This is a genomic window from Shewanella schlegeliana (assembly GCF_016765635.1).
Classification (GTDB): Bacteria; Pseudomonadota; Gammaproteobacteria; order Enterobacterales; family Shewanellaceae; genus Shewanella; species Shewanella schlegeliana.
The window spans coordinates 541,001-563,095 of record NZ_JAESVD010000001.1; the positions used below are offsets into that span (position 1 = coordinate 541,001).

General features: G+C 45.6%; 20 protein-coding genes. 12 read left to right on the top strand and 8 right to left on the bottom strand.

Annotated elements, in window-relative coordinates; genetic code table 11:
* The first annotated feature begins 1 nt into the window (after nt 1).
* The 5 genes from thiE to thiH are packed head-to-tail and all read left to right on the top strand — an operon-like array spanning nt 2 to nt 4,657.
* Nucleotides 2-1,615 (top strand): thiamine phosphate synthase, encoded by a 1,614-nt coding sequence (thiE, locus tag JMA39_RS02410; protein WP_202720229.1) that lies wholly within the window; start codon nt 2-4, stop codon nt 1,613-1,615.
* Nucleotides 1,602-2,531 carry a HesA/MoeB/ThiF family protein gene (locus JMA39_RS02415; RefSeq protein WP_202720230.1) on the top strand — a complete coding sequence of 310 codons (930 nt, stop codon included), beginning with the start codon at nt 1,602-1,604 and terminating at the stop codon, nt 2,529-2,531. The genes thiE and JMA39_RS02415 overlap by 14 nt, the downstream gene beginning before the upstream one ends.
* Entirely contained in the window at nt 2,524-2,757 is a 234-nt protein-coding gene (gene thiS, locus JMA39_RS02420; protein ID WP_202720231.1) for a sulfur carrier protein ThiS, read from the top strand. The genes JMA39_RS02415 and thiS overlap by 8 nt, the downstream gene beginning before the upstream one ends.
* A 1-nt stretch (nt 2,758) precedes the next feature.
* Nucleotides 2,759-3,526 carry a thiazole synthase gene (locus tag JMA39_RS02425; RefSeq protein WP_202720232.1) on the top strand — a complete coding sequence of 256 codons (768 nt, stop codon included), beginning with the start codon at nt 2,759-2,761 and terminating at the stop codon, nt 3,524-3,526.
* A gap of 24 nt (nt 3,527-3,550) precedes the next feature.
* Complete coding sequence (gene thiH / locus JMA39_RS02430) at nt 3,551-4,657, top strand: 2-iminoacetate synthase ThiH (protein WP_202720233.1); 1,107 nt, start codon at nt 3,551-3,553, stop codon at nt 4,655-4,657.
* A 202-nt stretch (nt 4,658-4,859) separates the two neighbouring features.
* Here thiH and JMA39_RS02435 read toward each other — a convergent pair whose 3' ends face one another.
* Nucleotides 4,860-5,222 carry a response regulator gene (locus tag JMA39_RS02435; protein ID WP_202720234.1) on the bottom strand — a complete coding sequence of 121 codons (363 nt, stop codon included), beginning with the start codon at nt 5,220-5,222 and terminating at the stop codon, nt 4,860-4,862.
* 224 nt (nt 5,223-5,446) lie between these two features.
* Between JMA39_RS02435 and JMA39_RS02440 the strand changes: the two genes are divergently transcribed.
* On the top strand, nt 5,447-5,707 hold the full coding sequence (locus tag JMA39_RS02440; RefSeq protein WP_202720235.1) for a chemotaxis protein: 261 nt from the start codon (nt 5,447-5,449) through the stop codon (nt 5,705-5,707).
* A 130-nt stretch (nt 5,708-5,837) separates the two neighbouring features.
* On the opposite strand, the gene JMA39_RS02445 is transcribed toward JMA39_RS02440, so the two are convergent.
* From JMA39_RS02445 to cmoA, 7 genes are read right to left on the bottom strand one after another with little or no spacing between them, the layout of a single operon-like run.
* Nucleotides 5,838-6,923 (bottom strand): DUF3541 domain-containing protein, encoded by a 1,086-nt coding sequence (locus JMA39_RS02445; protein WP_202720236.1) that lies wholly within the window; start codon nt 6,921-6,923, stop codon nt 5,838-5,840.
* Nucleotides 6,868-8,628: a M3 family metallopeptidase gene (locus tag JMA39_RS02450; RefSeq protein ID WP_202720237.1), complete on the bottom strand. Its 1,761-nt coding sequence runs from the start codon at nt 8,626-8,628 to the stop codon at nt 6,868-6,870. The genes JMA39_RS02445 and JMA39_RS02450 overlap by 56 nt, the downstream gene beginning before the upstream one ends.
* Complete coding sequence (locus JMA39_RS02455; protein WP_202720238.1) at nt 8,594-9,547, bottom strand: alpha-L-glutamate ligase-like protein; 954 nt, start codon at nt 9,545-9,547, stop codon at nt 8,594-8,596. Before JMA39_RS02455 ends, JMA39_RS02450 begins: the two co-directional genes overlap by 35 nt.
* Nucleotides 9,547-11,055 carry a UUP1 family membrane protein gene (locus JMA39_RS02460; RefSeq protein WP_202720239.1) on the bottom strand — a complete coding sequence of 503 codons (1,509 nt, stop codon included), beginning with the start codon at nt 11,053-11,055 and terminating at the stop codon, nt 9,547-9,549. Before JMA39_RS02460 ends, JMA39_RS02455 begins: the two co-directional genes overlap by 1 nt.
* A 14-nt stretch (nt 11,056-11,069) precedes the next feature.
* Complete coding sequence (locus tag JMA39_RS02465; RefSeq protein ID WP_202720240.1) at nt 11,070-11,822, bottom strand: ATP-dependent zinc protease family protein; 753 nt, start codon at nt 11,820-11,822, stop codon at nt 11,070-11,072.
* Between the two features lie 25 nt (nt 11,823-11,847).
* Nucleotides 11,848-12,840 (bottom strand): tRNA 5-methoxyuridine(34)/uridine 5-oxyacetic acid(34) synthase CmoB, encoded by a 993-nt coding sequence (gene cmoB, locus JMA39_RS02470; protein WP_202720241.1) that lies wholly within the window; start codon nt 12,838-12,840, stop codon nt 11,848-11,850.
* A complete protein-coding gene (gene cmoA / locus JMA39_RS02475; protein WP_202720242.1) occupies nt 12,837-13,568 on the bottom strand; it encodes a carboxy-S-adenosyl-L-methionine synthase CmoA in 732 nt (243 codons plus the stop codon). The genes cmoB and cmoA overlap by 4 nt, the downstream gene beginning before the upstream one ends.
* Before the next feature lie 233 nt (nt 13,569-13,801).
* On the opposite strand from cmoA, the gene JMA39_RS02480 reads away from it, so the two are divergent.
* The 6 genes from JMA39_RS02480 to ruvB all read left to right on the top strand — a co-directional run bounded on the left by JMA39_RS02480 (nt 13,802) and on the right by ruvB (nt 21,564).
* Nucleotides 13,802-16,528 (top strand): transporter substrate-binding domain-containing protein, encoded by a 2,727-nt coding sequence (locus tag JMA39_RS02480; protein ID WP_244999904.1) that lies wholly within the window; start codon nt 13,802-13,804, stop codon nt 16,526-16,528.
* Nucleotides 16,529-16,698: 170 nt separating this feature from the next.
* Nucleotides 16,699-18,495, top strand: coding sequence for an aspartate--tRNA ligase (gene aspS / locus JMA39_RS02485; RefSeq protein WP_202720243.1), 1,797 nt, complete (start codon nt 16,699-16,701; stop codon nt 18,493-18,495).
* Between the two features lie 159 nt (nt 18,496-18,654).
* On the top strand, nt 18,655-19,398 hold the full coding sequence (locus JMA39_RS02490) for a YebC/PmpR family DNA-binding transcriptional regulator (protein ID WP_202720244.1): 744 nt from the start codon (nt 18,655-18,657) through the stop codon (nt 19,396-19,398).
* A 7-nt stretch (nt 19,399-19,405) separates the two neighbouring features.
* On the top strand, nt 19,406-19,927 hold the full coding sequence (gene ruvC, locus JMA39_RS02495; RefSeq protein ID WP_202720245.1) for a crossover junction endodeoxyribonuclease RuvC: 522 nt from the start codon (nt 19,406-19,408) through the stop codon (nt 19,925-19,927).
* Nucleotides 19,924-20,541: a Holliday junction branch migration protein RuvA gene (ruvA, locus tag JMA39_RS02500; protein ID WP_202720246.1), complete on the top strand. Its 618-nt coding sequence runs from the start codon at nt 19,924-19,926 to the stop codon at nt 20,539-20,541. Before ruvC ends, ruvA begins: the two co-directional genes overlap by 4 nt.
* A 9-nt stretch (nt 20,542-20,550) precedes the next feature.
* Nucleotides 20,551-21,564, top strand: a complete 1,014-nt coding sequence (gene ruvB, locus JMA39_RS02505; RefSeq protein ID WP_202720247.1) for a Holliday junction branch migration DNA helicase RuvB — start codon at nt 20,551-20,553, stop codon at nt 21,562-21,564.
* Nucleotides 21,565-22,095: the final 531 nt, after the last annotated feature.

Here is a 22,095-nt window from a genome sequence, read left to right on the forward strand (position 1 = left end):
CATGATAAATGCTAATCAAACTCCCATAGAAAGTCGGCCTATCGTATGGACGATTGCGGGCTCAGATAGTGGCGGCGGTGCGGGTATACAGGCTGATCTGGCTAGCTTGTCTGATTTAGATTGTCATGGCTGCAGCGTGATCACCGCGGTGACGGCGCAAAGCTCTGTTGCAGTGTCGTTAGTTGAGTCGGTATCTGAGAAGATGCTGCTATCTCAACTCGATACCTTAGCGGCCGATCTCACGCCTGCAGCAATTAAAATCGGTTTGCTTGCAGAACAATCACAAATAGTATGCCTAGCCAGATGGCTTAAACAGCAGCAACAGGTTTGGCAGCAAAAGGGCATATCGGTAGCCGTTATCTTAGATCCTGTCATGGTGGCAACCTGTGGTGATGCTCTAGCTAAGGCAGCCGCTCTGGATTTTACTCCCTTTAAAGGCTTACTGGCATTAATCACTCCTAATGTTAGTGAATTGCAAACATTGGCGGGTAAGACACTCGATAAGCTTGAGGACTGTATTAGTGCAGCCAAGCTGCTATCTAAGCAGCTTGAGACCTCTGTACTGGCAAAGGGCGGTGATTACGGCCCAAGTTGGTGCCATGAACAAGCCAATGACCTGCTCGTTTGCAGTGATGTAGCAGGTATATCGAGTCAACATCAGCAGCAAAGTTTTTGGTTATCCAGCCCGCGAATCGATAGCAAGAATAACCATGGTACAGGTTGTACCTTATCATCGGCCATTGCCGCTGTGATGGCCCACGGCTTTGTACTCAACGATGCGGTGGTGGTCGCCAAAGCCTATGTTAGTGCGGGACTTTTAGCGAGCTATCAGCCTGGCTGTGGAGCGGGCTGTTTAGCCAGAACGGCTTGGCCAAGTGACTTAAGTTTATTTCCCTATATCAAACAGACCACGGCCCAAGACTCGCTACCCAGTTCAGTGAGTCACTGTCGTCAAATCGCGGCAACTAAGCAGGCAGGTTTTATAAAGATAGACACACCTTTAGGCTTGTATCCGGTTGTGGCGGATATAGCGCTGCTCGAAGCCTTACTCAAAGCGGGGGCTAAAACCATTCAGCTGCGGATAAAAGACACGAATGAGCCAACCCTTGAAGAGCAGATCATCAAAGCGATAGCGCTTGGCCGAGATTATAGAGCGCGGGTGTTTATTAACGATCACTGGCAGCTTGCAATTAAGCATCAGGCTTATGGTGTACACCTTGGCCAAGAAGACTTGATAGACAGTAATCTAAGCTTGCTGCGTGAAGCAGGCATAGCACTTGGGTTATCGAGCCATAGCTACTTTGAGATTTTACTGGCAAAGCAACATCAGCCGTCCTATATGGCCTTTGGCCATATCTTTGCGACAACCACCAAGCAGATGCCATCTCTGCCTCAGGGGCTCAATAAGCTAAAGCGTTATGTTTCGCTGATGAAAGATGAGCTACCTATCGTCGCCATTGGCGGTATCGATGCCGAGCGTCTTCAAAGCGTTAAGACCACTGGGGTGGATGATATTGCTATGGTGCGGGCATTGAGCGAAGCCGATGATCCCGCTGCAGCATTTCAGGCGCTCAACAGCGCATGGCTAGAGGACACCAGTTATGGCACTCAGTGATAGCGATTTTATCCGCTACTCTCGTCAAGTGCTATTGCCTGAAGTTGGCGAGACAGGGCAACTCGCATTTATCGATTCTCATGTCGTGATTATCGGTGTAGGTGGCTTAGGTAACTTAGCTGCGCAACAGCTTGCCGCTGCGGGCGTAGGAAAGATTACGCTTGTCGATGGTGACTGTATAGCGCTGTCCAATTTACCGAGGCAACTGCTATTTAGTGATGCCGACCTAGGCTATAACAAGGTTGATGTTGCGAGGCGCAAACTAAGTCTGGCCTACCCGCAGACCCAAGTGGATGCGGTAGGAGAATTTCTTACGGACGATAATATGGGGGCTGTACTTGGGGAGACGAGTAAGAGTTATGATCTGTTACTCGATTGCAGCGATAATTTTGACACCCGTCAGCGAATTAATCGGTTTGCGATAAAAAGTGAGCTCCCACTTGTGTCGGCATCGGCGGCACATTTTAACGGACAGCTGCTCAATATTGACCAGCGATACAATCCAAACACAGGCTGTTATCACTGCTTGTTTCCTGCCGAAATGTCAGTGAGCCAAAGCTGTCAAACAGTGGGTATTTTAGGGCCCATGGTCGGGACGTTAGCATCGATGCAGGCACTAATGGCGCTGCAGCAGCTGTTAGGCGATAAGCAGACCGTGGGTAAGCTGTTTAGATTTGATGGTAAACGCTTTAGTTGGCGTGAGCTTAACTTGCCCCGCAATCAGGCTTGTGGTGTTTGCGGCGCTGGTGAAGGCGATAGAGCGCCAGTGCTTAGGGAGAAGTTGGCAGCGGGGTTAGATGAAGGTTCTGGCTCAGGTTCAGGTTCAGGCTTAAAGCAAGCTGCAGAACAAGAGTTAGACCTGGGCTCAGAGCTTGGGCAAGCAGGCTTACAGTCAGCGGAGAAAGACTATGTATAAAGGTAATGGCAGTGTCTCGATTACTGTAAATGATGAAGTGAAACAGATTGCGGATAAAGCAAGACTGCAAAATGTGATTGAAAGTTATTGTGAGAACCGCGCCGTCGATATTAATTCAGTCGCAGTTGCGCTCAATAGTGAAGTTGTGCCCCATAGTCGTTGGCAGAGTCAGATCTGTCAGGCAAACGATAAGCTAGAACTTTTTTCAGTTGTTGCAGGAGGCTAATATGTTAACGATTGCCGATCATCAATTTCAATCTAGGCTATTTACCGGTACCGGAAAATTTGCAACGGCTCAGACCATGTTAGAAGCAGTGGCAGCTTCTGAGTCTCAATTAGTGACCTTGGCGGTAAAAAGGCTGGATCTGGATACTGGTAGTGACAATATTCTCAAACCTTTGCTAGAGAGCGGGGTTAAACTGCTACCTAACACAGCAGGAGCGCGTAACGTTAAAGAGGCGCTGTTTGCAGCCCATCTTGCGCGTGAAATGTTAGGTACAAACTGGGTCAAACTTGAGATCCATCCAGATCCAAAATACCTGATGCCCGATCCCATCGAAACCCTGGAGGCGGCGCGTATTTTATGTGAGCAAGGTTATGTGGTCTTGCCCTATGTCCATGCTGATCCTGTGCTGTGCCGTAGACTCGAAGAGGTTGGCTGCGCAGCAGTGATGCCCCTTGGCAGTCCTATCGGCTCAAATCAAGGCTTAGTGAGTGAACCTTTCTTAAAGATCATCATCGAACAGGCCAAGGTGCCAGTGATTGTCGATGCAGGAATTGGCGCACCATCTCAAGCGACTCATGCCATGGAACTTGGTGCCGATGCTGTGTTGGTTAATACCGCGATTGCCAGCAGTTCAGATCCCGTGGCTATGGGCCGCTGCTTTGCTCAAGCGGTCAACACGGGGCGGCAGGCATATGTGGCAGGGCTTGGTGCTGTTAGCCATCAAGCGCACAATACCAGTCCGCTTACGGGGTTTTTAAATGATGCATAATTATTTAACCTCGAGGGAGTGGTTATGAGCTTTGTCCAAGTATTTCAAAAGCTGTCACGCTCTGAGCTTCAACTAAAGTTGTATTCCACTAGCGCGACCGATGTTGAGCGGGCTTTGCAGCGTCCATCGGGGGATTTAGACAGTTTGCTCGCGCTTTTGTCGCCAGCGGCTGAACCTTATCTTGAGCAGATGGCGCAGCAGGCCGTTAGCCTAACGCGTCAGCGCTTTGGCGCGAGTATCGGCATGTATATTCCGTTATATCTGTCAAATCTCTGCGCCAATGAATGTGATTACTGTGGTTTTACCATGAGTAATAAAATTAAGCGTAAGACCTTATCTTGTGATGATGTTTCCAATGAGATACGCCCAATCAAAGCGATGGGTTATGATGCTATTCTACTGGTTTCAGGCGAACATGAGTCTAAAGTTGGCGTTCCCTATTTTAAGCAGATCTTACCGCTAGTCACCGAGCAGTTTAGTCATGTGGCGATGGAGGTGCAGCCCCTTGAGGAGCGTGACTATAAAGAGTTGGTCGCGGCTGGTCTCGATGCGGTCATGTTGTATCAGGAAACCTATAATCCTCAGACCTATAGCGAGCACCATACTCGAGGTAAGAAGAGAGACTTTAACTATCGACTCGAGTCCCCCGATAGGGTCGCCAGAGCCGGTGTCGATAAGATTGGCTTGGGTGTGTTGCTTGGCTTAGATGATTGGCGCTTAGATGCACTGTTAATGGGGCATCACTTAGATTATTTAGAGAAAACCTATTGGCGCAGCCGCTACAGTATTTCTCTGCCAAGGCTTAGGCCCTGTACGGGCGGCGTATCGCCAAAAGTGGAGCTAACCGATAAAGGGCTAGTGCAGATGATCTGCGCCTTTAGATTGTTTAATCAACAACTGGAGATTAGCCTATCGACCCGAGAAAGCCCAAAGCTTCGAGATAATTTGTTTGCGCTGGGGGTGACCAATGTTAGTGCCGGTAGCTCAACTCAGCCAGGTGGTTATGTTGAGCCCAATACCGAACTGGATCAGTTTGAGATCAGCGATGAGCGAACGCCGCAAGTGGTCGCCAAAGCGATGCTTGAGCGAGGTTTAAATCCAGTTTGGAAAGACTGGGAAACGGGATGGTAGCTAGGGGGAGTATGCGTGCTAGGCACGAGTTTAATGGACATAAATTTACGCTTGCCATGTGCGAGCGTAAATCTAATGCTCGTACCATTAAAAATGGATAGTCAATAGCGCGCAAGGACGAATGTGTGCAGGACAAAGCAAGCCCAAATAATTTTGACTCGTTTGGAGCTGGTCTTTACGCTTAAGTAGCTTGAAACATCTGTTACAGGTACTTTTTCAGTATCGCAAAGACTTCTGTTGGGCTGATAGGTTTTCCTAGATAAGCATCGGCGCCCAGTCTTAGTCCAAGGCTTTCATCGGACTCCTCTGCAAGTGCACTGACGATAATCACTGGCAGCTTAGCGGTTTGTGGATCTTGTTTTAGATCTTTCAGGACTTGGTAACCATTTTTACCAGGCATCATGATATCTAAAAAAATCACGTTCGGGCGCTGGATATTTGCAATATCAATCACATCGGCACCGGAGTTTACCGTGGTAACTTGGTAATCATCGCCTAGAATGGATAGTAAGAGACTTGAACAGATTGGGTCATCATCTACGACCAATATTTTTGCATTTTCCATTCAGATTATCCTCTTCTACTCGCCTGTAAGCAGGATCTCACATTTATTCTACAAGTCTATCATTATGCAAGGGTATTAGCTAATTCTAACACTATTCGTACACGTGAGTCTTGCTCAGTATAACGACACTTTTGAGATAGGAGATACTTGGGGTTACAACTGTACTTTGTATAAATTTTAGATAATAATTAAGCAAGTAAGTTCCTCTTAATAAGGGCGATGTTATGCAGATCCCACCGAGTATTATCTCTGGCCAAAATGGTTTTCAGTCTGCTCAGTCAGACTTAACTCAAGCCACGATTGATGTTGCTGGTGCAAGCCAGACCGTGTCAGGCACCACGACTGTTGATAATGGAACGACTCAAGTTAGTGCGACCCAAGCATTAGTCGATGTCACGCAAGCGGGGATTAATGCACAAGCATCGGCAGAGGAGATACAAAGCTCATCAGATATGGTCGGCAGCATAATCAATATTAAAGTTTAAATATTATCTTTTCTTAGCAAACAAGCGCTCAATTAGAGCGCTTGTTTGCTTTTGTGCTTGTATATCGTTCGAAGTTAATGAAAGCAAGTGAATAAGAGGTCTAGGTGATAGACCTCTTAATGATCACGGCCTATTTTTTCAATGGCGTGACTTGCTTTGGTAAGTACTTTTTAGTTGCCTTTAGCTCAGACAGATAAGGGCCTTTGTGTAGCGTCTCTGGCCAATCTAATAACATCATAGCCAATACATTACGGTGCTCACCGATAACTAAGTCTGGGTTGCCTCGCGGGGAAGGGATAATCTGCTCTTTGCTATCGAAGGCATTGATAATATGTTGTTGGGTTTTTTTAACAACGGGGTGGTCTGCTTTGCCTGCAAGCAGAAAACTGATCCCTACTTCGGCAATAATATCGTCAGTGGCATCTTCTAAGATGCGGTCAATATTGTGCTCGAAATGATCTAAAATCCAAGCAAACTCCTTCGCATCGACATTGTGCTGATAGTACTCGCTGGCAGCGAAGATAAAATGAGTCATGCCGTATAACTTATTGCGATACTGTTTCTTATTGAGCTTATCATCTTTGCTGTCTGGATAGACTTCGATAAAGGCTTGCTTGTAATCGGCAAGATAATCACCCACGCCAATCTGCTTGGCCCAGTAAACATAGTTCACCAATTGAGCAGCCCAAGTTTCAATCATGGCTTTATCGGTTAAACCCGTTTTTAAGTCGGCTTTTTTCAGTGCTGCGGTTAACTTATCGTGACAGGGGCCTGTAAAGCCAAATTCATCGATGCGGCTCGAAAAACGTAGCAGAACATCGGTATAGAAGATAAATTCAGGGAAGGGCTGTAGCGCCTTCTTACGTGCTTTGGCTCGGGGGCCTTTACCAAGAACAGAGATTGCTTGTTCGGCTTGGTCACTGATAAAGCCGGGCTTATCGAGATTACAGGCGTAGAAAGCTTGCGCTTCGGTAACGACATAGAGGTCGACAAGTGCAGCATTGGCATACTTACTATCGCCCGTCATACGGTATTGACGTATACCGTAGTGTCCTTGTACACGAGGCGGCAGCTCGAACAAGTGTTCTTCTAGGTTGTTTTTGATCCCTTGATACACTTGGGCTTTTGAAGACTCTGTGACAGCAAGGTCTGCGGCAAAGCTATTTATGCAAAAGAGTGCAGCGGCGAGGGTGCTGATCTTGATGATTGAAGGCATATTGAGTCCTTTTGATAAGTGAGTCATTAGTTATCGGCTCACCTAATAACAGCTGCAATGTATTTGCAAGCTTGCTAGATGATTCATTAACCACTAAATAATCGAAGACAAGTTTTTGATTCTGACAGTCTTTTGTCGATTGGTAAATATAGTTTGCTAAGGCTTTTTGCCATAAGCTTTGGTAATAAACAGGTCCTTCAAAGGCTATAGCGCTATAGGTATAAGGTGCGTCATGTATATTGTCCCAGCTTGTACCAAATGCCTCTGAAAAGGCCGTTTCAAGGTTAAACTTCAACGGACTATCACTCGCTAGATAGGTATTGAGGGCGACTTTCGCTCTAAATACCTGTAACTGCAGTGCGTATTGCTGCAATAGCGCTTCTCTACTGTCTTGCTTTAAGTCAGGCAGGAGTTGGCCTTTAAGGTACTGCTGTAGCCAAAGGGTGTCGATTTGGGCTGTATCTTGCGTTTCACCGATGGTATTTGCTAAGTAGAACCTCTGGCCACTGGCAAGCTGGCTGATGATGCCAGCCACTGCATCAACCAGTGTTGCTTGCTGCTGATAGGTTTTAAGTTCAGGTTTTAATATCAACTCGAATTGACCGAACTGCTGCCCTACAACTTGCTTGCGGATCGGTTTAGCCTGGTTTTTAGCTCCTAGCGTTATGTAGATATCGCCAAGTAAGCGCCCATCTAGCCAGACTCGATAAAGCTTGTCGTTAACCGGCGTGATTGCAATTGCAAAGGCTTCCAGTTCAGTCGTTATCTCTTGTAGCCAGCGTTTAGATGAAACAGTATTGACCTTAACTGGCTCGGCTTGAGATAAGGCTAAACCTAGGTTCCAAGGTGCGATATTAATCGCTTGGGTCTGGCTGTTAAGAAATTGGGCTACCAGCTTTGGCGTTGATAGCCATTGCTGATGTAACTGTTGATGGCTGTAGTCAGTAAAACTCGCTTGCTTTGCCTGTTGCTGGCGTAAATCGAGGATCCTTGCTAACGGAGTTTCATTGCGACTCGACGCCCTAGCTTGGTATGCCTGCCATACCTGTTGACGGCAGGTCTCATCCGGCTGCTTAATTAAATAGCTAGCGAGTGAGTCATTAAAGTCGACTGTAGAGGTATTATCATCGTTATTGCTGCCAAGCTTACACTGCTCATTTAGAAAGTTGAGGCTCAAAGATTGACTGCTGACCCCTTGTTTAAATGCGGCTTGCGCCGTGTGTAACTGCGCCTTGTAGTTAGGGGCATCGGTATTTTTAGCAAGTCGATTAAGGCGCATTGCTAAGGATTTGACTGATGGATCATCACTGCCGGCTAAGGCAAACTGAATCGACTGAAATTTAGCTGAGTTAAAAAATAGCGCTAACTCATCGGCCAAATAAAGTTGGCACTGTAACAGTAGCTCTCGATCGCCATAGTTTAGCGGGAATTGGCGATAGTATTTGATTCTGTCGTTGATATTAAAAAAGCCGATCAGCTCGCGTTCAAGCTCGATGGCTTGGATGTCGCTAGCTTGTTTTTCTCTCTCTAGGGATGAATCGCTCAGAGCCGTGGGGAATTGGTAGCTTAAGCACTGTTCGACTAAAAGTGGGATAGGTGACACGGCAGCGTGAGCTGCCGTGTTAAACCAACAAGCGATAACTACAATTGCAGCTAATAGGCTGTTAAATTTACGAGTTGCCAGCACTGAAGTGTATTTTTGCATATGCCACACGTTCTTCTACTGACATGTTGTGGTTACCCATTTTTTCAACATGGCGTAGATTGGGCAAAATACCACGACCGTTGGCGATCTGAATCGCCAAGCCTGGACGTGCGTTAAGCTCAAGTAACAGCGGGCCCTTATTCTTATCTAATACCATGTCGGTACCGAGATAACCAAGCTCAGACATCTCATAGGCCATAGAGGCGGTATGTAGCAGCGTATCCCACTGTGGCACGGCAATAGAGATCAGCTCTTTTTGGGTATCGGGATGCAGGTCAATCGGTTGATCAAACTGCACTGCATGTAAGCCTTTACCTGTTGCGATATCGATACCAACACCGACAGCGCCTTGGTGAAGGTTCGCTTTACCGTCTGATGCCGCCGTTGATAATCGCAACATGCCCATGATGGGAAAGCCTTTAAAGATGATCAAGCGAATATCTGGCACCCCCTCATAGGAATAGCCATCAAACACCGGGTCGAATTGAATAAGGCCTTCAACAATCGCTACATCCGGCTTTCCACCAAGGGAAAATAGACCGCTGAGAATATTAGATACGTGGCGGTCGACTTCTGATGGGGTGACTTCTTGACCATTTGGCTTATAGTAACGCCCATGTTCGACCTTAGTGACCACTAAAATCCCTTTACCACCAGAGCCTTTAGAGGGCTTGATGACAAAGCCATCAATGTCGTTGACCATAGCGGGGATGCTGGCGATATCGTGCTGCTCACAGACGGTACCTATCAGATCTGGCACCGCGATATTATTTGCCAGCGCCAACTGCTTAGTGGTTAACTTATCATCGACGCGTTTGTAATACTTACGCGGATTATATCGACCGATATAGTCGATATTTCGCTTGTTCATACAAAGGACGCCGTTACGCCTTAAGTCTGAAGGGTTAGCTAGGAACATTATTTATCTCCAGCTAGCGGCTTAAAGCGCTTAAGCTCTAGTAAGCGATAGCCTGTGTATTGGCCCATAAGTAATACCAGCGCCAAAATCACTAGGTGAATACCTAGGAAGTTAAATACCCAATGCTGCACCCAAGAGGCACTCATTGCTAGGTAGGCGAGGGTTGCAACAAACAGACTACCACCACCTTGAACAAACACCTCTTTTGGACCTTCCTCTTCCCATAAGATAGACATTCTCTCAATGGTCCATGCCAAGATAATCATTGGGAAGAAGGTGATTGTTAGCCCTTCGCTGAGACCAAACTTATAAGAGAGCAGGGTAAATAGTCCGATGATGCCGATCACCACGATAATCACCGCGGAGATCCGCGAGATCAGCAGAAGGTTTAGCTCCGATAGATAAGAGCGGATCATTAAACCAAATGCAACAATTAGCAAAAAGCCAATCAAACCCGTAAGTAGTGTGGTTTGAATAAAGGCCAATGCAATCAATACCGGCATAAAGGTACCAGAAGTCTTGATGCCGATAATCACTCGCAGGAATACCACCATCAATACGCCGATAGGGATAAGTAAGATCCCTTTAAATAGGCTCTGTTCTTCTAATGGTAGCTGATAAAGGGAGAAGTCTAATGCGTTGTCATTTTTCATGACGTCGATAGCGGTGGCCAGCGCCGAACGCGTATCTTGTAGCATAGAGAAGTTAACTTGTGAGTTTACTCCGCCGATCACATCTAGCACAGAGGTACCTGAGCGATCCCATAGTAGTAAGTTATCTGGTCGGCCTTGGCTGCCGTCTTCGGCATTGAATAGGTGCCATTGGCCGTCATGGTAAACTTCAACAAAGTTGGCTAGTTGCTGTCTACGACGCTGATCTTCTAGATATAGACCACTCACTTCTTTTGCTGGGATCCCTTTGCTGTGCAGCATTCTGATGAACAATTTGCTTGGGGAGTTGCTTGCTAGCAGTAGCTCAATATTCTGGCTGCGCTCGTTGGCGTTTAACGCCTTATTGAGCTGCTGTGCAAATGATAGGCTAGTTGCACTTCGAGACCAGACTTCTTCTATCGCTTGCTGTGCTGCGGCTTCTTCAGTTGCAGGCCAAGTATAAGTACTCGGTGCTGCAGGAATTCCATCGGCCTTAAGCATATCTTGGCCTGTTGGGATCAGGGTAACCTTGTAATAAAGATCTTGCGTGCCGACGGCCCTTCTTATCGACCAGATAGCGCGACGATCGATCTCGTTATTGGTAATGGTCAAACCATAACCTGGAGATGTTGCGTTCTCAACTAGGATTTCATATGCAGGATCTTCAGGCAGTGAAAAAGAAACTTCCGCTGGCTCGCCTGTACCTTGAAAGCTGACTTTAGCGTCCACAGTCCAGCTTTGAACCTGTTTACCCGGTAGGAATGGAACATTGTGTTCAATGCCACGGTAAACGCTTGCAGCTATCCCGGCGATAAACAGTAAAGCAACTAAAATATAAAAAGGCTTTCTAGAATGCATTTGCAATTATCCTATTATTTTGTTTTAGACGGCTTTGCGTCTTGTTTTTTTCCGTGGATATAGGTTTGTCCAACATCGACAACCGCGATGTCCTGCATAAACTTGCGCCCAAGTAATAATGGGTACTCCAAATGGCTACGGTCGCTTAAGTTCAGGTCGGTCTCGGCTTTATATGGACCAATCTCTAGGTGAGCGTGGATAACTGGGCGACGGTCACTTTTATCATCGGCATCTTGTTTGATGCGAACAAAACGCTCAACTTTAGATTCGAATGTTTTAGCTGGCTGCTTATCGCCTTGGGTAAACACGTCAAATCGTACCCATTGACTGCCATCTCGCTCAAATAGGATGATATTTCGTGCATCTAATGATGAAGACTCTGCACCAGTATCGATTCGAGTATTAAAGCTTGCCTTAACTTCTTCGACATAAACGTTTTCGATAGCACCGAGTATAAACTTATCACCGATAGGTGAAGGTGGGCATTGCACTGGGGTGACAACTGGCACAACAGCGGCTTCTTTTTTCACATCTAACTGAGCCACTTTAGCGTTTAGCGCCTCAACTTGACTACTTAGCTGGGCATACCCTGCAGACTGAGCTTGGTTGCAACTATCGATTGCTTCAAGAATATTTGTTTCTTGTTTAGTTAGACTGGCTTCGAGCGCAGCCGCATCAACAGGGATCGGTGCGTTAGTGTCTTTGGTCGTTGCGCAACCTGAAATAACGGCGGTAATTGCGGCGATACAAATTATCTGCTTGAACATAGTGCTTCCCATTTACTATTTTTGGCTAGATTAAATCTTTGTTAGGCTGATTCTTGGTGGCAATGATGGTGGCTCTCTTTGGTGCCGGGTAGCCTTCAACCGTTAGGCTAACATCATTAGGGTCTAAATAATCGACTAATGACTCATTTGGCATCCATTGGGTACTTCTTTGCTCTGCCAAGGAGGTGACATCGACATCGACACAACGTATGTCTGTGAAATCGCATTTCTTTAACCAAAGCATCAGTGCGTCAACTGATGGCAAGAACCAAACATTGTTCATCTTGCCATATCTATCTTTTGGCACGAGTACCGTATTTTCATCGCCATCTATCACAAGCGTTTCAAGCACGAGTTCACCGCCAGTGCGTAGCTGATCTCGTAATTGATAGATATGATCGATAGGCGAGCGGCGGTGATATAAGACGCCCATAGAGAATACGGTGTCAAATGCATCTAACGCGGGCAATTCTTCAATCCCTAAAGGTAGGAAGTGCACCGGATGATCATTGCCTGCAATACGTTTAACTGCTTCGAACTGACACATAAATAGTGGTGATGGGTCGATACCAACAACGTGTTTGGCACCTTCACCCAACATACGCCACATATGGTAACCGCTACCACAGCCAACATCTAATACGGTACGGTTTTGCAGTGGAGAGATATGTGGAACAACACGCTCCCACTTCCAGTCTGAACGCCATTCGGTATCAATCTCTACTCCATGTAGAGAGTAAGGCCCCTTGCGCCAAGGTTTGAAAATGGCTAAAAGATTTTCAAGTTTTTCTCTCTCACCATCGCTAAGTTGTTCACCGGATCCAATTTTTACGCTGGTCTTAAAATCGATGATGTCAGCTTCAGGGTAATGCAGTTTGTTAAGCACCTTTTCCCACTTTGGCAGTGATCCATGCTTATGCTCACGTTGCCATTGGCCGAGAATAGAAGGAAGTGTCTCCAGCCAGTGTTGTAGGCTAGAGTCAGAAATTTGTTTGTAAAACGAGCTAAAGCTAATCACTTAATTGCCACCATTGATGCGAAGTTAAAACATTGGAACCAAACGCTGAACTGGCCAAACCCCTGTGCTCTGATCCGGTTTTCATGCTCGGTCAGTGTATCAGGTTTCATCACATTTTCTAACGAACTACGTTTTTGACTGATCTCTAACTCACTGTAACCATTTGCTCTTTTGAAATCGAGATGTAAATCATCCAAAGTTGATTGGATCTTTTCTTCTTTAAAGTAAAGCTTTTCAGACAGCACCAATAAACCACCAGGTAGCAGGCCTTGATAGATGTTGTTGAGCAGGCTTTCACGATCGCTTGGCGCAAGGAATTGCATTGTGAAATTCAGCACGACTAAAGATGCGTTTTCTATCTTAATATCGCGAATATCACCACAGACTAGCTCTACCGGAGTTTCACTCACATAAGCCGATAGATTCTCACTGCAGCGTTCAATCATCGACTCGCTATTATCGATGGCGATGATTTGGCAGTTACGGCCTTCTACCCGACGGCGAATACTTAATGTTGCCGATCCTAATGAGCAACCTAGATCATAAATCTTGCTGTTAGGCGTGGCGTATTTTTGGGCTAAATCGCCAATGGTATTGATTATTTGACCATAACCAGGAACGGAGCGCCTGATCATATCATTAAATACACCTGCTACTTTGTCATCGAATTGAAAGTCGCTGACGCGTTCGTATGGCTTGGCAAAGAGATTATCTTGAGAAGAGTTCATGTGATCAAATAGTGAGAGTTCAACTCTTCATTCTAGCTAAACATCTCTATAACCAGCAAGACTAGCACTGGAATTTCCTCATAAAATTTTGTCTAATAGCAATAATTAAACAAAATAAACCCAATTATTTAACCTTGTGAGAAATGTAATTGAAAACTATCACTTGTTTGTTGCGAATTTTTGCGCTGATGTTTATCGCGTTTCCGGCCTTTTCGGATTCAAAGGTAGGGGAAGTGCCGCTAACTATTGCAATGAGCAACGACAGTTACCCCTTTCAGTTTGTCGATGAAAATAATCAACCAAGCGGTCTTTTGGTCGATATCTGGCTGGAATGGTCGAAACAGACGAACACGCAAGTGGTGTTTAAGCCCTCTAACTGGGAGGCCTCTTTAACAGATTTAGAGATGGGAGTCGCCGATGTGCATATTGGTATGGCCAAGACGACCACTCGAGAAAATCAATATGAGTTTGCTGAAAAAATAGCGAGTGTAAACAGTTTCCTCTACATCAACTACCAATTACCACAGGCACAAAGCTTTGCCGATATCATCCCTTATAAAATCGGTGTCGTTAAAGGTGCGGCACAAATAGCAATCTTAAAGCGGCTGCAACCAAAGCTTACATTCAGCTACTTTGATAATCGCAGTGAATTAATAAAAGCTGTGATTAATGAGGAAGTTTTTGTATTTGTAGGTTTGGAAGGCTTTTTACGACAAAGCCAGATTAACAACATCATCTCGGTCAACTTTCCTGTTGAGAATCGTAAACTTATCTCCGCCTTGTCGATATCTCCCGCAGTACAAAAGGGCAGTAATCGGCTGGCAGCCTTGATTTCGAAAGGGTTTAATGAAATTGAGCCCGAGGTGATTGAGAGTCATCAGCGTCGCTGGCTTGGAAACTTACGCTATCAGAACGATATCGTGATAGCGATGCAAGCAGGTGTTGAGCCTTTTGCTGATATCGGATCAGACGGTTTACCCCATGGTTTATTAGTCGATATCTGGAAGTTATGGTCTGAAAAAACTGGGCTTCCGATTCGATTTGTTGCCGGTAGCATGAAACAGAGCATAGATAATATTAAGCGCGGTATAGCCGATGTTCACTTAGGCTATCCTGAATCGACTTCTATGCAGACGGGCCTTAATCGCACCCATACGATATATCGTGTGGCTAGCCGTTTATTCTCATTTGAAAAACCACTGCAAAGCCTGGAGGAGCTTAAGGGCAAAGTTGTGGCTGTTTCTCCAACGTCACCTTACTTACCTGAGTTAGTCGATGCCTTGCCTGATTCGGATATTCGTTATTATCACTCTGTCGATAGCATGATTGAAGCGGCTAAAAGTGGCGAGATTAGCGCGTTCGTTGCAGCCTCTGCTTGGACTCAGCATTACCTGCTTTTAAATCATAGCTGGGAGCAATTTCATCAGTATATTGACTTGGAGTTTAAGACTGACCTGTTTGTGCTCAATCGAGGCAGTGAGCAGGGCTTCGCCCAGAGAGTTGCGGCGGGATTCAGCCTTATATCCCAAGGGGAGTTAGCCACCATTGAACGTAAGTGGATGTTAAACCCAGAGGATAGAATCTATAAAAATACACAGGGCTTGATTAATTTAACACCTGTTCAGCAGCGACTAATCGAAGAGGTTGGCACTGTGAAGGTGGGGTATCTGCGCAACTGGCAACCGATGGAGTATCTGCAAGAGGGTCAATATGCGGGGATTAACAGTGATATCGTCAATATTATCGCCGATGAGTTGAGTCTCACTGTTGAAACGCAAGTGTTTGATGAATGGCAAAACTTGCTTGATGCGCTAATAAGCGGAGAGGTGGACATGGCGGGCTCTGTGGCTAAGACTCCGGAGCGGGAATTTCAATTGAGCTTTACCGATTCATATTGGCCTGCGCCTTGGGGGCTGGTGACGTCATTCAATAACGTTAATGTTTTTAGCCTAGATGATCTCAAAGGGCAAAGAGTCGCCGTGGTTGAAGGCTATCATATTATTGGTCAGTTAATGCGTGAACATCCAAGGTTAAAGCTGATTTTGGTGCCCGATAGTCAAGCTGGATTGAAAGCGGTAGAGCAGGGCAAGGCAGACGTCTTTATCGATAAGGTGGTGAACTTAAGTCGTAACTTGCGCAACGATAAATTTTCTAGCTTGAAGATGTCAATGTTGGTAGGTTTCGCTCAACAACGTAGCCATTTTGGTGTTCACCATAGCAAAAAAGAACTGCTGCCTCTCATCAATGCTGTATTGGCAAATATCGACTCCACTCGGCAGCAAGAGATCCATCAGAAGTGGGTGTCACAGACCGTTGAGTTTGGTCGCGATGAATATGAGAATAAGCTCAAAATTAGCATAGTGGCGTTTTCGATTCTGACCTTAGTCATCTTCATGGCACTGCTGGTCATTCGGCGTTTACGTAAAGAGGTAGCACTGCGTATTGAAGCCGAGAATAAGATGGCACATTTTGCTAAGCATGATGCGTTGACTCAGTTACCTAATCGAATGTTGATTGAAGACCGACTCGAGCAGGCTATATTGTTGCACGCTCGAGACACTGCCCAGTTTGCAGTGATCTTTATCGATTTAGATGGTTTTAAATTGATTAACGATAAGTTTGGTCATCAAGTTGGCGATAAGTTCTTGATACATGTGAGTGAGGTGCTCGCTAACAGCATTCGTCGCTCCGATACTGTAGGACGCCTTGGTGGAGATGAGTTTGTAATTATTTTAAATAACATCAAAGATCTTAAATCAGTTTATGATGTGACTGAAAATTTATTAAGCAGCCTATCAACGCCCTTTGTTATAAATGATCAGACTGTAAGTGCATCGGCTAGCATAGGTATTGCAGTCTATCCAAAAGATGGTGATTGTATCGATGCACTATTGAAAACTGCAGATAAACAGATGTATCGTGCAAAAAATGCGGGTGGCAGGGCATATCGAAGCACCTAGTTTTGCTAAGATAAGCCAAACTATTTAATTTTTAATCTAAATTGATGGATAGTTAGCCGACTAATCGAGAAGTTATTTGGAAAACGGCAATATTTCTCTATAATGCCGCTTTTGTCTTATTTTGAACCAGATCCTCAAGCATCGCTTTGCGGAATAAAGGAAAGAGTTAAATGCGCAGTCATTATTGTGGAGACGTCAATAAGTCTCACGTAGGTCAAGAAGTGACCCTAGTGGGTTGGGTTAATCGCAGCCGAGATTTAGGCGGCGTAGTTTTTCTCGATCTTCGTGATAGAGAAGGTATCGTTCAGGTTGTTTATGATCCAGACCTTCCTGAAGTTTTTGACGTTGCAAGCACACTACGCAGCGAATTTTGTGTTCAGATCAAAGGCCTTGTAAGAGCAAGACCTGACAGCCAGATTAACGCCGATATGCGTACTGGTGAGGTTGAGATTTTAGGTCTAGAGCTAACCATTTTGAACAGCTCTGCACCACTGCCAATCAACATGGACAAAAATCAGCACAATACCGAAGAGCAGCGTCTTAAGTATCGCTACCTAGATCTACGTCGCCCAGAGATGGCTGACCGTATTATCTTCCGCTCTAAAGTGACAAGTGCGGTAAGACGTTTCCTAGATGGTAACGGTTTCCTCGATATCGAAACGCCAATTCTGACTAAGGCGACACCAGAAGGTGCGCGTGACTACCTAGTACCAAGCCGTACTTATAAAGGTCAGTTCTTCGCATTGCCACAATCACCACAGCTGTTTAAGCAGTTGTTGATGATGTCTGGTTTTGACCGCTACTATCAGATCGTCAAGTGTTTCCGTGATGAAGACTTACGTGCTGACCGTCAGCCTGAATTTACTCAGATCGATATCGAAACGTCATTTATGACCTCTGAGCAAGTCATGGATAAGACGGAAGAGATGGTTCGCGGTCTATTTAAAGAGTTATTGAATGTTGATTTAGGCCAGTTCCCTAAGATGACATTCGAAGAAGCGATGCGTCGTTTTGGTTCAGATAAGCCAGACTTACGTAACCCGCTTGAGCTGATTGACGTTGCCGATATCGTTAAAGATGTTGAGTTTGCGGTATTTAATGGCCCAGCAAACGATCCTGAAGGCCGTGTTGCAGTACTGAGCATTCCTGATGGCGCTAAGCTTTCACGTAAGCAGCTAGATGAATACGCTAAGTATGTCACTATCTACGGCGCGAAAGGTCTAGCTTGGATGAAGGTCAACGACCTTGATAAGGGCATGGAAGGCATCCAGTCTCCAGTGCTTAAGTTCCTAAGTGAAGACGTGGTTAAGGCGCTACTTGAGCGTACTGGCGCACAAACTGGCGATCTAATTCTATTTGGTGCAGATAAAGCTAATATCGTTGCCGAAGCTATGGGCGCACTACGTCTGAAAGCGGGTGAAGATTTCGAACTACTTCAAGGTGAGTGGAAACCACTTTGGGTTGTTGACTTCCCAATGTTTGAGCGTACCTCTGATGGCGGACTGCATGCAATGCACCACCCATTCACAGCGCCAAGCAACATGACACCTGAAGAGCTAGAAGCTAACCCAACGGGTGCGATTTCTGATGCTTATGACATGGTATTGAACGGCTGTGAATTAGGCGGTGGTTCTGTACGTATTCACGATAGCAAGATGCAGTCTGCTGTATTTAGAATTCTAGGTATTAATGACGAAGAAGCGAACGAGAAGTTTGGCTTCCTATTAGAAGCATTACGCTACGGTACACCACCTCATGCAGGTCTTGCATTTGGTTTAGACCGTATCATCATGTTGATGACTGGCGCGAGCTCAATCCGTGACGTGATGGCGTTCCCTAAAACAACGACAGCTGCTTGTCCGTTAACCAATGCTCCAGGGTTTGCCAATCCTGAGCAGTTAGCCGAGCTTGGTGTTAGTGTTGTTGAAGCGGAAGCTAAAGATGCTGAAGTAAAAGACGCTGAATAAGTAAGATGTAATAAGAGCCGAGTTAAGACTCGGCTTTTTTTTCGACTAATTGAGACCAAACAGTAATTCCCCCTATACCCAAGTCACTTGCACATTAATTTAGTTATTTCTTTCAGTTTTTCAGGTAGTTTGGGTATAAAAGGCATTTAGGAGAAAGATATGGCAGGACACAGTAAATGGGCCAACATCAAGCATCGTAAAGCGGCTCAAGATGCAAAACGTGGCAAACTTTTTACAAAGTTTATTCGTGAGCTGACTGTAGCGGCTCGTGAAGGCGGCTCCGATCCAGACTCAAATCCACGTTTACGTGCCGCTATCGACAAATCGTTATCAAATAATATGACCCGAGATACGGTTGAGCGTGCAATTAAGCGCGGTGCCGGTGAGCTAGATGGTCAAGTGTTGGAAACCATTATTTATGAAGGTTATGGTCCAGGTGGCACCGCGGTGTTAGTTGAAACCATGACTGACAATAAAAACCGTACCGTATCGGGCGTGCGTAATGCATTTAGTAAGTCTGGTGGTAACTTAGGTACCGATGGTTCGGTTGCTTACCTGTTCGATAAGAAGGGCATCATCTCGTATGAAGGTGTTGATGAAGACACGGTAATGGACGCGGCATTGGAAGCGGGTGCTGAAGATGTGGTGACCAATGAAGACGGTTCTATCGATGTACTCACGTCTCCTGAAGATTTTGGTAGTGTGAAAGATGCCTTAGACGCAGCAGGTCTTGAGTCTGTCAATGCTGAGGTGACCATGTTCCCATCGACTAAAGCCGAGTTAGATGCCGATACTGCGCCAAAATTTTTGCGTTTAATTGATAACTTAGAAGATCATGATGATGTTCAAGAGGTTTATCATAACGCAGATATTTCTGACGAAGTGATGGAAGGTCTGGAATAAAGCTTATATGGCAATAATTTTAGGAGTCGATCCCGGCTCTAGGATCACTGGCTATGGCGTGATTAATTGCGTTGGTCGTCAGCAGATCTACGTTGGCAGTGGTTGTATTCGTACAACCTCTGACGAGCTCCCCATACGCTTGAAGCAAATTTTCGATGGTCTTTCTGAGATCATCAGACAATACCAACCCGACGAGTTTGCTATTGAGCGTGTGTTTATGGCAAAAAATGCCGACTCAGCACTTAAACTTGGTCAGGCTCGCGGTGCTGCAATCGTTGCGGCAACTGCAGCAAACCTACCGGTCGCTGAATATAGCGCGACGCAAATTAAAAGTGCGGTGGTGGGTACGGGACGTGCGCAGAAAACCCAAGTACAGCATATGATCCAGCAGCTACTCAAATTACCAAGCGCTCCGCAAGCCGATGCTGCAGATGCGCTAGGTGTGGCTGTGTGTCATTATCATACTTGCCAGAGTTTGGTCGCCCTTGGTGGCAGAGCCAATGTTAGAACATATGGACGATATAAATGATAGGTCGAATTCGCGGGTTATTAATAGAGAAGCAGGCACCTGAGGTGCTAGTGGATGTTTCTGGGGTGGGTTATGAAATTCAAATGCCCCTCACCAGTTTTTATGAGCTGCCGGAATTAGGTCAAGAAGCTGTTATTTATACGCACTTTGTTGTACGAGAAGATGCGCAGCTGCTATATGGTTTCGTCTCTAAGCAAGAGAGAAGCCTATTTAGGCTACTGATTAAGGCCAACGGTGTTGGTCCTAAGCTTGCGTTAACGATTTTATCGGGAATGACTGCAAGTGAATTTGTCGCTTGTGTCGAGCGTGACGATATCGCCACACTCGTTAAGTTACCTGGTGTTGGTAAGAAGACGGCAGAACGATTGTTGGTGGAGATGCGCGATAAACTCAAGAGCCTGATGGAAGCCTCTGTTGGCTCAGAGCGAGAATTTATGCTGCAATCCAACTATAAGGTCCCTGAAGCGGTTAATACCGCAGAAGAAGATGCAATCGCTGCGCTGCTCTCTTTAGGTTACAAACCTGCACAAGCAAGCAAAGCGGTTTCGGCGGTTTATACAGATGGCATGAGTTCAGAAGAGCTGATTAAATCAGCGCTGAAATCGATGCTTTAAGGAAAATAGATGATTGAAGCTGACCGACTCATACAGCCAAACATAATTGAGCGCGATGAAATCGAAGCCGTTGATCGCGCAATGCGACCTAAACTGCTGGATGAATATACTGGTCAAGATGATACGCGTGCGCAGTTAAAGATCTTTATCGAAGCGGCACAGAAACGCGGCGAAGCGTTAGACCATATGCTGATTTATGGCCCGCCAGGTTTAGGTAAGACCACATTAGCGATGATTGTTGCTAATGAAATGGGTGTGAATATCAAGTCTACATCGGGCCCCGTACTTGAAAAGGCGGGAGACTTAGCGGCGCTGCTGACGAACCTCGAGCCTAACGATGTACTATTTATCGATGAAATCCACCGTTTAAGCCCCGTGGTTGAGGAGATTTTATATCCGGCGATGGAAGATTATCAGCTGGATATCATGATTGGAGAAGGGCCCGCAGCCCGTTCCATCAAGCTGGATCTGCCACCATTTACACTGGTTGGTGCTACAACGCGTGCCGGAGCACTGACATCGCCATTAAGAGCGCGTTTTGGCATACCACTAAGACTCGAATTTTATAACGTTAAAGACTTATCAAGCATTGTGACGCGTTCAGCTAAAGTGATGGAGCTTGAGATTGACGATGAAGGCGCTATCGAAATTGCGCGCCGATCACGTGGTACGCCGCGTATCGCTAACCGGTTACTCAGGCGTGTGCGAGACTTTGCCGAGGTCAAACATAGCGGAGCCGTTACCAAAATCGTCGCTGAGCAAGCATTAGACATGTTAGATGTTGATGCCGAGGGGTTTGATTATATGGACAGAAAGCTACTGCTTGCCATTATTGATAAGTTTATGGGTGGACCTGTGGGGTTAGATAACCTTGCGGCAGCCATTGGTGAAGAGCGAGAAACCATTGAAGATGTGCTAGAACCATTTCTAATTCAGCAAGGTTTTATCCAAAGAACCCCAAGAGGACGGATAGCTACTCCTCGAGCCTATACTCACTTTAATATTATTCAGCCAAATATTTAGTGTATATAGAGACAACTTTGATTCTGCTCTAATGTTCAACCCTCCTATGAATTCGGGGCGCTTTGGCCCCGAATTTCACTTCGAAATGATCCAAGCTCAATAATACTCCTATTTATATAGCTCTTCTTTCCCGTCATGATGTTTTCAGGCTCTTACTCTCCAGCTTGAGTCATATTTGTCGATAGTGCTTAGTCGCTAGTTTCTACGCTTAACATCGCTATTTATCAACTTAGGCTCTGTTGCTGCAATCGTCATGAAAGCCAAAACTGAGCTTTATAACATTTGTTCACAAGTAACGACTTTTAAGGTTATTAAAGCTGAATCTAGACTGACTGCTAGCCTAAAATGGCACTAAAAAACATGAGCAATATCTAAAAAATATCATTAAAAGTAAGTCCCTTACTAAACTTAAGGAGTTGTTTTTGTGATGCGTGTCACGCTTATTGTTTTTGGCGTGGTTAAAAAAACGTTGCATTGTTTTTAGGTGATTTAGCTGTTTATGCCTTTATTTGTAGTGTATCGAACTGCTGC